The following is a 12,322-nucleotide window of genomic DNA, read 5'->3' on the forward strand; positions in this document are numbered from 1 at the left end:
AGTTTCTATGAATTGTCCAAATCAGATGTAGAGAGCACAAGGTCGTCCGTATGGATCATCTCGGCGCGTCCCGGGTAGCCAACAATGGCTTCAATTTCCTTGCTGTTGCGCCCGATGATGAGAGAGGCCTCACCATAATCATAGGCAACAAGACCGCGTCCCACATCATGGCCGTCCGCATCAACAATGCGTACTGCATCACCACGGGTGAAAGTGCCGTCTACCTTGGTCACACCAGCGGGCAACAAGCTCTTGCCAGCCTTTACGGCCTTCAGTGCACCTGCATCCAGCTGGATAGTGCCATGCGGCTTTAAATGGCCGCTGATCCACGTTTTGCGAGCGCGGGATGGAGATGATGGGGCAGGGAACCATGTGGCCCGTGCGCCGTTCTCAATCGCATCCAGCGGGTTCAGCGTCTTGCCGCTGGCAATGATCATTGTGGTGCCAGCGCTCTGCGCAATCTTGGCTGCGTCGATCTTGGTCTTCATGCCGCCGGATGAGAATGCGGAGCCAGGTGCACCAGCCATTGCCTCAATCTCTTGCGTAACTTGAGGAACCTCAGGCAGGAAGATCGCATTCGGATCAGTCTGTGGAGCAGCGGTATAAAGCCCGTCCACGTCAGAAAGTAGCACCAGCAGGTCCGCACTTGCCATGGTCGCCACACGGGCGCCCAGGCGATCATTGTCGCCATAGCGGATTTCGGAGGTCGCGACGCTGTCGTTCTCGTTGATGATCGGCACAGCACCCATCTTGAGCAGGGTGCTGATTGTCTCACGCGCGTTGAGATAACGGCGACGCTCTTCTGTGTCGCCAAGGGTCAGCAGAATCTGACCAGCCGTCAGACCACGCGCGCCGAGAATTTCAGAGTAAGCCTGAGCAAGTGCAATCTGGCCCACAGAAGCGGCGGCCTGAGCCTGCTCCAGCTTCAAGGGGCCAGCGGGCAAACCAAGCACACCACGACCAAGAGCAATAGAACCGGAGGAGACCACCAGAACTTCTTTCCCAGCTTCGGAAAGAGCCTGCAGATCATCCGCCAGAGATTCCAGCCACTCCCGCTTCAACCGGCCATTTTCTACCAGTAGGGCAGAGCCGATTTTCACGGTGATGCGCTTATAGTCGCTCAGACTTCGGGCCATTATGGGCGCCACTCCTCGATTCCATCAGAAGGAACGGAATTAGCCTCTTCTTGCTTATCCTTGTCAATGGCACGAATGATCATTCGCTGAGCAGTGTCGATGTTCTCACCACTGGCCGAAGAAATAATCAATGGTTTCTGCCCGCAAGCCTCTTCCAGTGACTTAAAGCGCTCCTCACGCAGCTCATCAGTCAGCGCATCTGCTTTGGAAAGGCAAACAATTTCAGGCTTCTCGTCCAGGCCATGGCCATAAGCTTCCAGCTCACCACGAATGGTGCGGTATGCATCGCCCGGATCTTCTTCACCAGAACCATCCACCAGATGCAGCAGCACGCGAGTACGCTCTACGTGACCAAGGAAGCGGTCACCCAGACCATGCCCTTCGTGTGCGCCACGGATAAGGCCCGGAATGTCAGCCAGCACAAAGCCACGACCATCCAGCTCACAAACACCAAGGTTTGGATGCAGAGTGGTGAACGGATAATCCGCAATCTTCGGACGGGCCGCAGATACAGCAGAAAGGAAGGTAGACTTACCTGCGTTCGGCAGACCAACAAGGCCAGCATCCGCAATCAGCTTAAGACGCAGCCAGATCCACTTCTCTTCGCCTTCCTGACCAGGGTTCGCGTGACGCGGTGCCTGGTTGGTAGAGGTTTTGAAGTGTGCGTTACCAAAGCCACCGTTACCGCCGCGCATCAGCAGTAGGCGCTGACCTTTTTCGGTCAGATCAGCAACAACGGTTTCGTTGTCTTCTTCCAGAATTTGGGTGCCCACTGGCACGCGCAGCACAACATCGTCGCCTTTAGCGCCGGTTCTGTTGCGGCCCATGCCGTGCATGCCGATTTTCGCTTTGTAGTGCTGCGCATAGCGATAGTCGATCAGCGTGTTGAGGCCTTCAACGCACTCAACCCACACATCACCACCACGGCCACCATCACCACCGTCGGGACCACCTTCGGCAACATATTTCTCTCGGCGGAAGCTGACGCTACCCGCGCCACCATCGCCAGACTTTACAAAGATCTTTGCCTGATCGAGGAATTTCATTTTATTCTCTTTCGTCCACCTGTGACGTTCTTTGGAGGACGTCATAAAGCCCTATTGCGCTCCCGCCAAGGGTGGAACAGCAAATCTGGCTAAATTTGTTGCTCTGCGTACCCCTGAAAAGTGCCTTGCGGTGTTCGGACAAGAATACGCTGGATGTTTAAAAGCGCGCGCTGAAACAGCCAAAAGGCTCGCGAACATCAATTCACGAGCCTTTCGAAATGAAGATAAGCTGAGATGGGAGGGTTTTAGGCTGCAATCGCCTGCATGGATGCCCATCTGTCCCGGGTCAGTGTGACCGTCGTATAATCCATTTCGATGTCGCCGCGTGCGCGGTTCTTTTCTTTGGTCTCTCCGGTAACCTCAAACCCGTTCTTCTGAAGCACATTCAGAGATTTCGGGTTGATGGTGAACAGACCGGTGTTCATTGCACCTGCTTTCAGCTGGTTGAACACATAATCACAAACCAGATTGGTTGCTTCACTGGCATAGCCTTTGCCCCAGTGAGACTTCGCCAACCAGTAACCGAGGTGAGGTACTGTCGAAACATTGCGAATGCCGATCACGCCGACCAGACCTTCACCGTTGTCGATGACCCAGTTGATTTCTTCGCTATGCGGCGTGGTGCGGCAGTGGTCAAACCACCAATCGCCATCATCCTTGGTGTAAGGATGCGGAACCACAGTCAGCATCTTGCTCACGTCGAAATCGTTCAGAAACTCGTTATGAATATCAAAATCACCCTCGCGAAAATCGCGTAGGATCAAGCGCTCGGATTGCAACTCCGGGAACATGACAAACTCTTCTTATTCTTCTTGGAGCGCTTGGCTTATTTTTGCTGGCGCTCTTAACTCAAGTACACGAAGATAGCGTCAAGCCCGTCAGTCCACATGCCTGCAACGTGCCGGTGCTATCCAAACCACGCTTTAAGTTCCTGAATTTCAAATCTCTGAGTGCGATACGCAGCCAAAAAACTGGTGGATGATCAATCAGATGGACGAGGGAGCAAAAGGCTGTTGCCGCAACCTTGCTCAAGACCCTTATCCTGCCATCTGCTGAAAGTCGCGGAACGCATAAACTGTCGCGCCAGCCAGTACAGAAAGAGCAAGACCCATCTTCAATCTCCCTGTTCAACAAAGAACCAGCAGAAAACTGAAGGTGATCAACACCTGCGTCTCGCTTCAAACTGAAGGAAACCGGCCAGGTAACAGTATCTTGGAGATTTCAAAATCCGAGAGGAACTTTAAAAGCTTGGGGGCGGTCAGTATCTCGGACAGAACCCGATTGCAAGCACTTAGAACGTGTTTTTGGAAATTTTTTCACTAGGTGAGGATTATTTGAGTATGCCGATGCGCATCCCTGCATCTCTCAAAGAAGAGAAACCGCCTACAAGCCTTGTGTGTGAAGATCAAGACCTTAGTGAAAACCCCAAAGAAAATCTTAGGAAAGAGTTCAGCACACCCACATTGTGCGTATGAAAAATGCGTGAGCTTCGCTCTTTATGAAATGCCGGGCTTTACTTGAGGGTAAATATATGGAATGCCCTCTGTACGTTAAGACTATCGACTCCCTGTCTCCTTATGGCGTCAGTGCACTCGATTTTGCCCTGACGCTAAAGCTGCTTGCATGTCGCAACAGCATATCCAACAGGAGATATCACGATGGCTAAAGGCACCGTGAAATGGTTCAACACCACCAAAGGTTTCGGTTTCATCGCACCTGAAGATGGAAGCAAAGACGTATTCGTTCACATCTCAGCTGTAGAGCGCTCCGGTCTTTCCACTCTGGCAGACGGCCAGGAAGTGACTTTTGAACTGGAAACAGGCCGCGACGGCCGCCAGAGCGCTGTAAACCTCGAAACCGTATAATTCGAGCGACACAGTTTCTAAAAAGAGAGCGTAGCAATACGCTCTCTTTTTTTGTTTGGGTCTTAAGTAGTCACAGCTCGCATTGTTATTATGTGCGACTATGAAAATTACTTACAGATTTTCTGTGGCGCGTGAATGCAAAACTGAGTCTGTGCAGATGTCTCTTTTCAAATGCGAACCGTCTTAAAGTACTTGCGAGATTTTCTAGTGCCGTGTTATCGCACCCCGAGAGGCGTAGCTAGCAAAAAGCATTAGTGAACAAATAATTAGATATATTGACGATATAAATAATATATAAGTACATTTTAATAAATGTCAGTCCTAGTTGTTGTTCAGAGATTCGCTAATGTTTAAGTATTTGATTGCCGTATCCATGATTAGTTTCCCGTGTGTGGCATTTGCTGACGATATGTCAAGCGTTGGAAAATGGGACGGGTTCTATTTGGGCTTGAAAGGTGGTTTTGGCCAGCTTACAGGCAAAGATACCCTTGGCAGTAAAGGAACTCTAGATTCTGGAGTTGTTGGAGCTTTTGGAGGATACAACCATTCTTTTGATCGAATTGTTGTTGGCGTCGAAGCTGATTTGAATGCAACCAACTACACATCAGTGAGTGATAGCGGTGTTAGCCGTTCTCGTTCCAAGTGGAATACATCGGCTACGGTACGTCTTGGCTACGATGCAGGAATGTTCCTACCTTATTTATCTGCGGGTGTTGGTTTGGCTGAGTACGAAGTAAAGCGATTTGCTGATGGGCAAAAGTCTGAAAATACGCATATCGGTCTAGTAGTCGGAGCTGGTTTGGAAGCTATGATTACCGAAAATGTTTCTGCTCGCCTCGATTACAAACATATGGAAATGAGCAAAGAAAAGTATAAGTTCCAAGGGTTTAATGCGTTTCATATTGAAGGAAGGCAGGATCTTGTTACGCTTGGTGTAGCTTATAACTTCTAGCTGATTGCTAGATGTCTCCTTTCACAAAGCTCAAGAGAATTCAGGCCCTCCAGAAGTTGTGAGGGCCTGTGTTGATTTAAGGTGGAGTCAAACAGCCACAGCTCGCATGGCTTCCCATAGGTCGCGGGTGAGTTCTACGTTGATCAGGGTGATGTCTTCCTCACCACGGGCTCGGCTTTTATCGGGTTGGGTGCCGACGGTCTGGAAGCCGTTTTTGGCCAGCACGTTCAGTGAGCCATCATTTTCCTCAAAGGCGCCGGAGGTAACCTTGGTCGCCCCAAGCGTTTCAAAGCAGTAGTCGACCACGGCCTCGGTTGCTTCGCTCATGTAGCCTTTGCCCCAGAACGGTTGGCCAAGCCAATAACCGATGCGTGGGTAGCCATCTTCCGCAATTCGAATGCCGATAACACCTGCAAATCCGTGCTCAGATTCAATAACCCAGTTGGTCTCTTTATTCAGAGGCGTCTCGCTGATGTGGTTGAGCCACCATTCGCCATCTGCCTTGGTGTAAGGGTAAGGAACCACATTCAGCATTTTGCTGACTTCAAAGTTATTGATGTTCTCACAAATCGGCTCCAGATCATCCTGCCGAAACTGGCGAAGGGTGAGGCGACTGGTGTTGAGTTCAGGAAACATTTTCTATCCAATTTCTTGTATTTAGGAGCGCTCACCATTTGGCCTTAAACGCTCGGGAATTTCGTTGGCTGCTGATGCTCTCAGGCAATTGTAAGCCGTTCAGCCCACTGTTCTTTTGTCAAACTGAGAGAAATATTCGGCAGTGTTTCGCCTTCGCGAGATCGCGGTGTCGAAAAGCCTCTACCGACTTCGCGAAAACCCAGCTTGTTCAGAACACGCAAGCTGGCAGGGTTTTCTTCAAGCGCGGAGGTATAGATCGTCGGCAAGCCGAGCGTTTCAAAGCCATATGCCGTGACAGCTTTAGCAGCCTCACTCATATAGCCTTTGCCCCACAGATGCTCCGCAAGCCAGTACCCCAGAATAGGTTTACCGCCTTGCAGTTTCATCAGCGTGATCGCACCGGAAAAGCCCGCAGGCCCCTCAATAACCCAGGCAATCTTTTCAGAGAGCGGAGTGGTACGGCAAAAGTTGATCCACCATTCTCCATCCTCTTTTGAGTAAGGATAGAGCACTTCAGAAAGTGTTTTCACGACTGCAAAATTGTTGATGTGCGTACAAAGCGGCTCCAGATCTGTGTGCTTGAACTGGCGCAGTGTCAGCCTGTCTGTTTTAAGTTCAGGAAACATCTTAAATACTCATGTGCTCGCGTCTGTGCTGGTCAGGCGAAGAAAGTTATTGCGGGTTATCTGAAGTTGGATCTCATTCAGCTCTGCATTGTCGCGCGCACGGCAAACATGTTTGGCCTCGCCGGTGATTTTGAAGCCGTATTTGGTCAGCACGCGTAAAGAGGCCGGGTTCTCTTTGAAAACACCGGTGCGCACCACATGAAGCTCTCGCTCTTCAAAAAGATAAGCAAGAACAGCCTGCAAGGCTTCACTCATCAGGCCTTTGCCCCAATGCTCTCGCCCAAGCCAATATCCAACACTCGCAGCCCCTTGCAGTTCCTTGGCTTTAAACCCACCACAAAACTGCCCATCAAGCTCAATGGCCCACGTCACATTCTCAGCTGTGTTGTTCGCAAGCGCCTGCGCAATGTAATCCCGCCCATCCTCTTCCGAAAACGGATGCGGCTGACTGCTCAGTGTTTTAGAGACCTCAAAGTCCCCTAAATAAGCACAGAGCCTCTCAAGATCTCCTGCCCGCATCTCCCGCAACACAAGTCGGTTGCTGCGGAGCACTGGGAAGGTTGAAAGGGTGGTGTCTCGTGGGCTCATTGCAACAACCCTTTATCTTCAAAAGGCAAATCGACATCAATTGCTGCGCTGAACTGCTCAGATGAAATCATAAGAAATGCTTCCTCCAGCTCTTCATCACCCCGTGCATTGCAAGTGTTAGTGCGCAGCTTTTTGATAGTGAAACCAGCTTTCTGCAGCACTCGCAAAGAAGCAGGATTGCAGCAAAACGCCCCGGTTTGCAGTGTTTGAAGGCCTCGGTGCTGGAATAGATAAGTCAGCACCAAACGTATTGCCTCGCTCATGAAGCCTTTGCCCCAATGTGGCTTTCCGAGCCAATAACCGATACCAGGATAGCTGTTCAGGTAGTTTGCTTTAAAATACCCGCAGAACTGCCCTTCATGCTCAATCGCCCAATGGATCTCGTCATTCAGATCACCGCTCAGCGCTTGCAAAAGATACTGCTGCCCATCCTCAAGGGAGAAGGGATGCGGCGGACTGCAAAGCATCTTCGCCACATCATAATCACCCAGATACTCAGTCAGTAGTTCCAAATCGGTTTCCCGCATCTCCCTCAGCACAAGTCGGTCGCTGCGGAGAACTGGGAAGGTGTTTTGGGTCTTCATGACGATCAGCTTTCTGCTTCTGTAAGATCCACGAAATCGGCGAGGGGCAAGGCAAGCCGGATATGAGGAACCATCGTATCACCACGTCCTTTGGAGGGGATAGATTCTTCTCCCACTTTGTTGAAGCCCATTTTATCCAGCAAGTGAGAAGAGGCAGGATTGTCAGCAAAGACACCAGCTTCAAAGCGTGTCACAGCGCGGTGTTCAAACCCAAAACGTAAAACCGTACGGAGAGCTTCACTCATGTAGCCACGGCCCCAATAGGGCTCACCCATCCAGTAACCTGTCCAGCCAGTGCCATCCTCAAACTTTGCCCAGATACAGCCAACCAAGCCGGTTCCATCATCAATCGCCCACAACACCACACTGGCAGGATCATTGGTCCTGCCACGACTGATATAGAACCTGCCGGTTTCCTCCGTAAACGGATGCGGCATGCCCGAAAGCATGCTCGCAATCGCGTAGGAGTTTGCCAGTTGAACAAGGCGATCGAGATCACCGTCATCGATCATGCGCAATCGGAGACGGTCTGTTTTCAGCTCTGGAAAAACCACTTTATCTTATCCCCGCCACAGCAAGTTGTGGTTGTTCCACCGCCTGACCCAGATTGAGTTCGAAGTTTTGTGTCTCCACCTCATCAGTTCCTCTGGAGACGCAGGAGTGCGTGCAAACGGAGGTCGGAACGAAGCCATTTTTCAAAAGAACGCGAAATGACGCAGGATTCTCCAAAAAAACGCAAGCATCAACGTTCTCGACGTTACGCTCATTTTGCAGATAGTTTACAACGGCTTGCACCGCTTCACTCATGTAGCCCCGCCGCCAGTAGTATTTTCCAAGCGCGTAGCCCAACGACGCGGATTCTCCAATCCGGTGCGCACCAATGGACCCAATGAAGCCGGTACCATTGTCAATCGCCCAAACCACATCCGTCTTCAGATCAAAAGAATGGCTACGAGAGATAAACTCATGTGCCCACTCATCCGTGATCGGATGCGGAAAACTGGCAGTCATCCGTGCTACGTCATAGTCAGAGAACAGAAACCGCAGCCGAGGAAAATCGTCTGGCTGAAGTGCTCTCAAAATCAACCGGTTGGTCTGTAGTTCAGGGAAGGTCATTGTGCTGCCTCCTGCACTCTGAGCTGTTGTGCTGCGATGAAATCTCTAGGGGATATGCGGAACTCTTCTGTAGGATAATTCCCGGCAAGACGGGCGCGGCTACGTCCCTCATTTCGCCCTGTATGAACAAAACCAAGCTTCCTCAGCAGGGCCTGTGAGCCAGCATTGTCGCTGAAAGCATCTGCGCAAATGGAAGGGACTTCGCGTTCCAGTAAAAGATAATTGAGCGCTGCACTAACTGCTTCATACATAACGCCTTTCTTCCACTTTTCTTCAGCAAGCCAAAATGCAAGATCTGGTGTTCTTTGAAGATAGCCAACACCCACTCCACCAACCACTTCACCTTGAAGTTCAACAGCCCAGTTCACAGCATGGCCTAAATCATCGGGCATAAACCTCTGCAGAAACACCTCAGCATCTGCCTTTGTGAAAGGGTGGGGCTGCGATGCCAGCATGCGTGTAATGTTCTGATTTTGCAGCAGTTCCAGAATGCGAGGCGCATCCGTCTCTCTCCATTCCCGAAGTGTCAGGCTTGCTGTTCTCAAACGAGGGAAAGTGGTCATTGTGCTGCCTCCTGCACTCTGAGCTGTTGTGCTGCAATGAAGTCCAGCGGGGATATGGCGAACTCTTCTGTAGGATAATCTCCCGCAAGACGCGCCACGCTGCTCCCTATTCCTTGCCCGGTATGAACAAAGCCAAGCTTACGCATCAGCGCTTGCGAACCGATGTTATCGCTGAATGCATCCGCAACGATCTTGGGGAGTTCGCGTTCAAGAAGAAGGTAGCGCAAGGCTTCGCTAACAGCCTCAAACATAATGCCTTTTTGCCAGTGCTCCTCAGCCAGCCACCATCCGATGCCAGGTGTGTCATGCAAAGGCCGGGCACCAACGCCGCCGATCACTTCTCCCTGAAGTTCAACGGCCCAGTTCACAGCCTCGTTCAGATCACCGGGGATTGCTGTCTGTAGAAAAGCCTCCGCATCCGCCTTGGTAAAGGGATGTGGTTTTGAGGTTAGCATGTGCGTAATGCTATGATTTTGAAAGAGTTTCAGCGCACGTGGCGCATCCGTCTCTCTCCACTCCCGCAGTGTCAGGCTGGTTGTTCTTAAGCGAGGAAAAGTGGTCATAGCGCAGCTCCCATCATCACATGCGCATCACCATGCAATGCCTCAAACCGATCCCGCGGCAGGTGCATGATGATATTCTCAACGTCTTGTTGCAGAGGTTTAGAGTAGCGAAGGCAAACACCAGCTGGCTCAAAGCCTAGCTTTTTCAATACTTTCTGAGAGGAGTAGTTCGGCGCAAACACACGAGCAGCAAACACATCACATGCCTCGCGCGAAAAGCCCCAGTGGAGCGCGGCAACACATGCTTCAACCATAAAGCCTTGCCCCTGAGCTTTCTGAGAAAGCCAGTACCCAATGGTTGGCAGCTCCGGGAACTCCTTGAGATCACCGGGCTTTTCAATTTCAACACCGCCAACGAGTTGGCCGTCAAACTCGATGGCAAACGGAAACGAGTCCGTTTTTGGATTTGCTGCACTGGCCTTTTCGATAAAGGCTTCAGCCTCTATCATAATTGGAGGCCACGTTAACCCGGTAAGCCAACGTGCAATTTCATAATCAGAGTGACCGACCTCCCAAAATCGGGCGAGATCGTCAGATTGGAATGGGCGCAGCTGCAGCCTTTGAGTATCTAAAGTTGTGGTGAGCATCGTAAAAGGCCTTGTAAATCAAACGCATATTTCTCTGGTTGTTATTTGAAATGGATAAGTGAAGGTAAAACGCAACAGCCCCCGATGACCTGGAATGCAGACATGACGAATGCATCAGGATCAGAAGGATCGCTGGTTTGTGTGGTTGAAGGTATGCCGTTACAGGCAAACAACAATCACGCTGCCGGAAGCAGGTTGCTTTCGCTGCAACCTGCTGATCTGGCATCACTTAACCAGCAGATCCCCATCGCGTATTCGCGATCCATTGGGTGCGGGTCAGTGTAAAGCGTGTGGCATCCACCACGGCCATAGCGCCGAGAGAATGCAGCTTTGTTGTTCCATCCTGCTTAAAGCCGCACTTGGTCAGCACGCGGTGCGAGGCAGGGTTGCTCACACGGCAAGAAGCGGAGAGCTCCTTAACACCGTTGGCAAACGCGAATTCGATAACAGACTGAACTGCTTCTGTCGCATATCCCTGGTTCCAGAATGGCTCGCCTACCCAATAACCCAGGTGCACAGCACCAAAGTCTTCGGCAAGCGGATTGAAACCGATAGCGCCAATAAAGCGGCCAGTGTTCTTCATGCGGATCGCGAATGTCGCTTGAGACGGTAACTGAAGGTCACACCGCTTTACGAGCGCTTTAGCGTCTTCGTACGTGAATGGATGCGGCATGTTCGTCAGTTTCTCAGCGATCCGACGGTTGTTGGCCAAAAACAGGATGTCAGCCAAATCATCCTTGCGCGCTCGGTCGATGACGAGACGCGCGGTGTCCTGCGGCGACCCGGCCGCAAAGCAACTGCTTTCTTCTGGGATCTCTTCGTATTCAACTACCATGGTTTCTACTCCGGTCTTGCTGCCCGTCCCACAGGGCAAAGAAAAAGGGGAAGACGGTGTCCCATCTACCCCTTAATCTTGATCTTTTTGATCTTGACCGGATTTTCCTAAATCCGCCGGGGTCTTGATGAGACGCCGACGATTTGGATTTCCACGTCAGCGTTACTCAGCGGCGAGCGCCACTGGCATCACATTAATAAATGTTCGGCCGTTGCGTTTTTCTTCGAACGCAACTTTGCCTTCTACGGTCGCAAAGATAGTATGGTCTTTACCCATGCCTACACCTGCGCCTGGGTGCCACTTAGTGCCACGCTGACGTGCAATGATGTTGCCAGGTACGACAGCTTCGCCACCGTATTTTTTGATGCCAAGGCGGCGACCAGCTGAATCGCGACCGTTGCGGGATGAACCGCCAGCTTTTTTATGAGCCATAACGAAGTACTCCTCGTTTAATCTCTAGGATAGCAACTGCGCGAATTACTTCGCTGCGAGTTCCTTAGCCTGTTCAACCCAGTTATCGCGTTCAAAACGGCCTTTCAGACCAGCTTCTTCTTCAACGCGGGCGATATCTTCAGCGGAGAAAGCTGCGATCTGTGCGAAGGTGGAAACACCTGCTGCATTCAGCTTTTTCTCGATTGCTGGGCCAAGACCCTGCAACTTCTTCAGATCGTCGGAACCTTCAGCAGCTGGTGCAGCAGCAGCTTTCTTAGGAGCCGCAGCTTTTTTAGCTGGCTTCGCGCCACCGGTCAGGATGTCAGTGATCTTCACGGTAGTGAATGCCTGACGGTGACCGTTGCGACGACGGGAGTTCTGACGACGACGCTTTTTGAAGATGATGATCTTACGATCACGACCCTGCTCAACAACTTCAGCTACAACAGATGCGCCTTCAACGGTTGGTGCACCGATGGTGGTTTCAGCATCGGAACCAACCATGAGAACTTCGTCGAAAGTTACTGTTTCACCAGCTTCAGCAGAAACTTTTTCGATCTTCAGGAGATCGTCAGCAGCAACAGTGTACTGTTTACCGCCTGTTTTGATGACTGCGAACATGCGCATGTCCTTCTTATCTAAGCGCACCCTTCGGCGTCGCAGGTATCTGCGAACTTGTTCGACCGTTTCCCTAATTGCTCTGGGAACGTCCCTCTGTGGGGAGATCGACCGCAAACTCTGGAAAAACCAGAAGGCGATTTCGATGTCTTGCCTCGGACAGCGCGGAAAAGCG

The 12,322-nt window shown here is 51.3% G+C and carries 17 protein-coding genes; 2 read left to right on the top strand and 15 right to left on the bottom strand.

Going from position 1 to position 12,322, the window contains the following annotated elements:
• Positions 1-5: 5 nt before the first annotated feature.
• The 3 genes from proB to PJE062_RS08895 all read right to left on the bottom strand — a co-directional run bounded on the left by proB (position 6) and on the right by PJE062_RS08895 (position 2,973).
• Positions 6-1,136 carry a glutamate 5-kinase gene (gene proB, locus PJE062_RS08885; RefSeq protein WP_008548494.1) on the bottom strand — a complete coding sequence of 377 codons (1,131 nt, stop codon included), beginning with the start codon at positions 1,134-1,136 and terminating at the stop codon, positions 6-8.
• Positions 1,136-2,182: a GTPase ObgE gene (gene obgE / locus PJE062_RS08890; protein ID WP_008548573.1), complete on the bottom strand. Its 1,047-nt coding sequence runs from the start codon at positions 2,180-2,182 to the stop codon at positions 1,136-1,138. Before obgE ends, proB begins: the two co-directional genes overlap by 1 nt.
• Positions 2,183-2,427: 245 nt before the next feature.
• Positions 2,428-2,973, bottom strand: coding sequence for a GNAT family N-acetyltransferase (locus PJE062_RS08895; RefSeq protein WP_008548525.1), 546 nt, complete (start codon positions 2,971-2,973; stop codon positions 2,428-2,430).
• An 867-nt stretch (positions 2,974-3,840) separates the two neighbouring features.
• On the opposite strand from PJE062_RS08895, the gene PJE062_RS08900 reads away from it, so the two are divergent.
• Positions 3,841-4,047, top strand: a complete 207-nt coding sequence (locus PJE062_RS08900; protein ID WP_008548532.1) for a cold-shock protein — start codon at positions 3,841-3,843, stop codon at positions 4,045-4,047.
• A 346-nt stretch (positions 4,048-4,393) separates the two neighbouring features.
• Positions 4,394-4,999, top strand: a complete 606-nt coding sequence (locus PJE062_RS25770) for an outer membrane protein (protein WP_008548657.1) — start codon at positions 4,394-4,396, stop codon at positions 4,997-4,999.
• An 87-nt stretch (positions 5,000-5,086) separates the two neighbouring features.
• Here the strand turns inward: PJE062_RS25770 and PJE062_RS08910 are convergent, their stop codons facing one another.
• The 12 genes from PJE062_RS08910 to rplU form a co-directional block, all read right to left on the bottom strand.
• Positions 5,087-5,635 (bottom strand): GNAT family N-acetyltransferase, encoded by a 549-nt coding sequence (locus PJE062_RS08910; RefSeq protein ID WP_008548318.1) that lies wholly within the window; start codon positions 5,633-5,635, stop codon positions 5,087-5,089.
• A gap of 80 nt (positions 5,636-5,715) precedes the next feature.
• Complete coding sequence (locus PJE062_RS08915; RefSeq protein WP_008548355.1) at positions 5,716-6,261, bottom strand: GNAT family N-acetyltransferase; 546 nt, start codon at positions 6,259-6,261, stop codon at positions 5,716-5,718.
• Positions 6,262-6,270: 9 nt separating this feature from the next.
• A complete protein-coding gene (locus PJE062_RS08920; RefSeq protein WP_008548211.1) occupies positions 6,271-6,849 on the bottom strand; it encodes a GNAT family N-acetyltransferase in 579 nt (192 codons plus the stop codon).
• A complete protein-coding gene (locus PJE062_RS08925) occupies positions 6,846-7,433 on the bottom strand; it encodes a GNAT family N-acetyltransferase (protein ID WP_083793228.1) in 588 nt (195 codons plus the stop codon). Before PJE062_RS08925 ends, PJE062_RS08920 begins: the two co-directional genes overlap by 4 nt.
• Before the next feature lie 5 nt (positions 7,434-7,438).
• Positions 7,439-7,987: a GNAT family N-acetyltransferase gene (locus tag PJE062_RS08930; RefSeq protein WP_008548239.1), complete on the bottom strand. Its 549-nt coding sequence runs from the start codon at positions 7,985-7,987 to the stop codon at positions 7,439-7,441.
• Position 7,988: 1 nt separating this feature from the next.
• Positions 7,989-8,549 carry a GNAT family N-acetyltransferase gene (locus tag PJE062_RS08935; RefSeq protein ID WP_008548779.1) on the bottom strand — a complete coding sequence of 187 codons (561 nt, stop codon included), beginning with the start codon at positions 8,547-8,549 and terminating at the stop codon, positions 7,989-7,991.
• Positions 8,546-9,112 (bottom strand): GNAT family N-acetyltransferase, encoded by a 567-nt coding sequence (locus PJE062_RS08940; protein ID WP_008548606.1) that lies wholly within the window; start codon positions 9,110-9,112, stop codon positions 8,546-8,548. Before PJE062_RS08940 ends, PJE062_RS08935 begins: the two co-directional genes overlap by 4 nt.
• On the bottom strand, positions 9,109-9,675 hold the full coding sequence (locus PJE062_RS08945) for a GNAT family N-acetyltransferase (RefSeq protein ID WP_008548497.1): 567 nt from the start codon (positions 9,673-9,675) through the stop codon (positions 9,109-9,111). The genes PJE062_RS08940 and PJE062_RS08945 overlap by 4 nt, the downstream gene beginning before the upstream one ends.
• Positions 9,672-10,262 (bottom strand): GNAT family N-acetyltransferase, encoded by a 591-nt coding sequence (locus tag PJE062_RS08950; protein ID WP_083793229.1) that lies wholly within the window; start codon positions 10,260-10,262, stop codon positions 9,672-9,674. The genes PJE062_RS08945 and PJE062_RS08950 overlap by 4 nt, the downstream gene beginning before the upstream one ends.
• A 229-nt stretch (positions 10,263-10,491) precedes the next feature.
• The gene (locus PJE062_RS08955) at positions 10,492-11,097 is read right to left on the bottom strand and encodes a GNAT family N-acetyltransferase (protein ID WP_008548384.1); all 606 of its coding nucleotides are present in this window, start codon (positions 11,095-11,097) and stop codon (positions 10,492-10,494) included.
• A gap of 162 nt (positions 11,098-11,259) precedes the next feature.
• Positions 11,260-11,529, bottom strand: a complete 270-nt coding sequence (gene rpmA / locus PJE062_RS08960; protein ID WP_008548714.1) for a 50S ribosomal protein L27 — start codon at positions 11,527-11,529, stop codon at positions 11,260-11,262.
• A gap of 45 nt (positions 11,530-11,574) precedes the next feature.
• Entirely contained in the window at positions 11,575-12,150 is a 576-nt protein-coding gene (gene rplU / locus PJE062_RS08965; RefSeq protein WP_008548464.1) for a 50S ribosomal protein L21, read from the bottom strand.
• Positions 12,151-12,322: the final 172 nt, after the last annotated feature.

Source organism: Pseudovibrio sp. JE062, assembly GCF_000156235.1.
Classification (GTDB): Bacteria; Pseudomonadota; Alphaproteobacteria; order Rhizobiales; family Stappiaceae; genus Pseudovibrio.

What these genes read in the sequence shown, in the direction of transcription:
- proB (WP_008548494.1), bottom strand. Translation starts at nt 1,136, where the DNA reads ATGGCCCGAAGTCTGAGCGACTATAAGCGCATCACCGTGAAAATCGGC.
- obgE (WP_008548573.1), bottom strand. Translation starts at nt 2,182, where the DNA reads ATGAAATTCCTCGATCAGGCAAAGATCTTTGTAAAGTCTGGCGATGGT.
- PJE062_RS08895 (WP_008548525.1), bottom strand. Translation starts at nt 2,973, where the DNA reads ATGTTCCCGGAGTTGCAATCCGAGCGCTTGATCCTACGCGATTTTCGC.
- PJE062_RS08900 (WP_008548532.1), top strand. Translation starts at nt 3,841, where the DNA reads ATGGCTAAAGGCACCGTGAAATGGTTCAACACCACCAAAGGTTTCGGT.
- PJE062_RS25770 (WP_008548657.1), top strand. Translation starts at nt 4,394, where the DNA reads ATGTTTAAGTATTTGATTGCCGTATCCATGATTAGTTTCCCGTGTGTG.
- PJE062_RS08910 (WP_008548318.1), bottom strand. Translation starts at nt 5,635, where the DNA reads ATGTTTCCTGAACTCAACACCAGTCGCCTCACCCTTCGCCAGTTTCGG.
- PJE062_RS08915 (WP_008548355.1), bottom strand. Translation starts at nt 6,261, where the DNA reads ATGTTTCCTGAACTTAAAACAGACAGGCTGACACTGCGCCAGTTCAAG.
- PJE062_RS08920 (WP_008548211.1), bottom strand. Translation starts at nt 6,849, where the DNA reads ATGAGCCCACGAGACACCACCCTTTCAACCTTCCCAGTGCTCCGCAGC.
- PJE062_RS08925 (WP_083793228.1), bottom strand. Translation starts at nt 7,433, where the DNA reads ATGAAGACCCAAAACACCTTCCCAGTTCTCCGCAGCGACCGACTTGTG.
- PJE062_RS08935 (WP_008548779.1), bottom strand. Translation starts at nt 8,549, where the DNA reads ATGACCTTCCCTGAACTACAGACCAACCGGTTGATTTTGAGAGCACTT.
- PJE062_RS08940 (WP_008548606.1), bottom strand. Translation starts at nt 9,112, where the DNA reads ATGACCACTTTCCCTCGTTTGAGAACAGCAAGCCTGACACTTCGGGAA.
- PJE062_RS08945 (WP_008548497.1), bottom strand. Translation starts at nt 9,675, where the DNA reads ATGACCACTTTTCCTCGCTTAAGAACAACCAGCCTGACACTGCGGGAG.
- PJE062_RS08950 (WP_083793229.1), bottom strand. Translation starts at nt 10,262, where the DNA reads ATGCTCACCACAACTTTAGATACTCAAAGGCTGCAGCTGCGCCCATTC.
- PJE062_RS08955 (WP_008548384.1), bottom strand. Translation starts at nt 11,097, where the DNA reads ATGGTAGTTGAATACGAAGAGATCCCAGAAGAAAGCAGTTGCTTTGCG.
- rpmA (WP_008548714.1), bottom strand. Translation starts at nt 11,529, where the DNA reads ATGGCTCATAAAAAAGCTGGCGGTTCATCCCGCAACGGTCGCGATTCA.
- rplU (WP_008548464.1), bottom strand. Translation starts at nt 12,150, where the DNA reads ATGTTCGCAGTCATCAAAACAGGCGGTAAACAGTACACTGTTGCTGCT.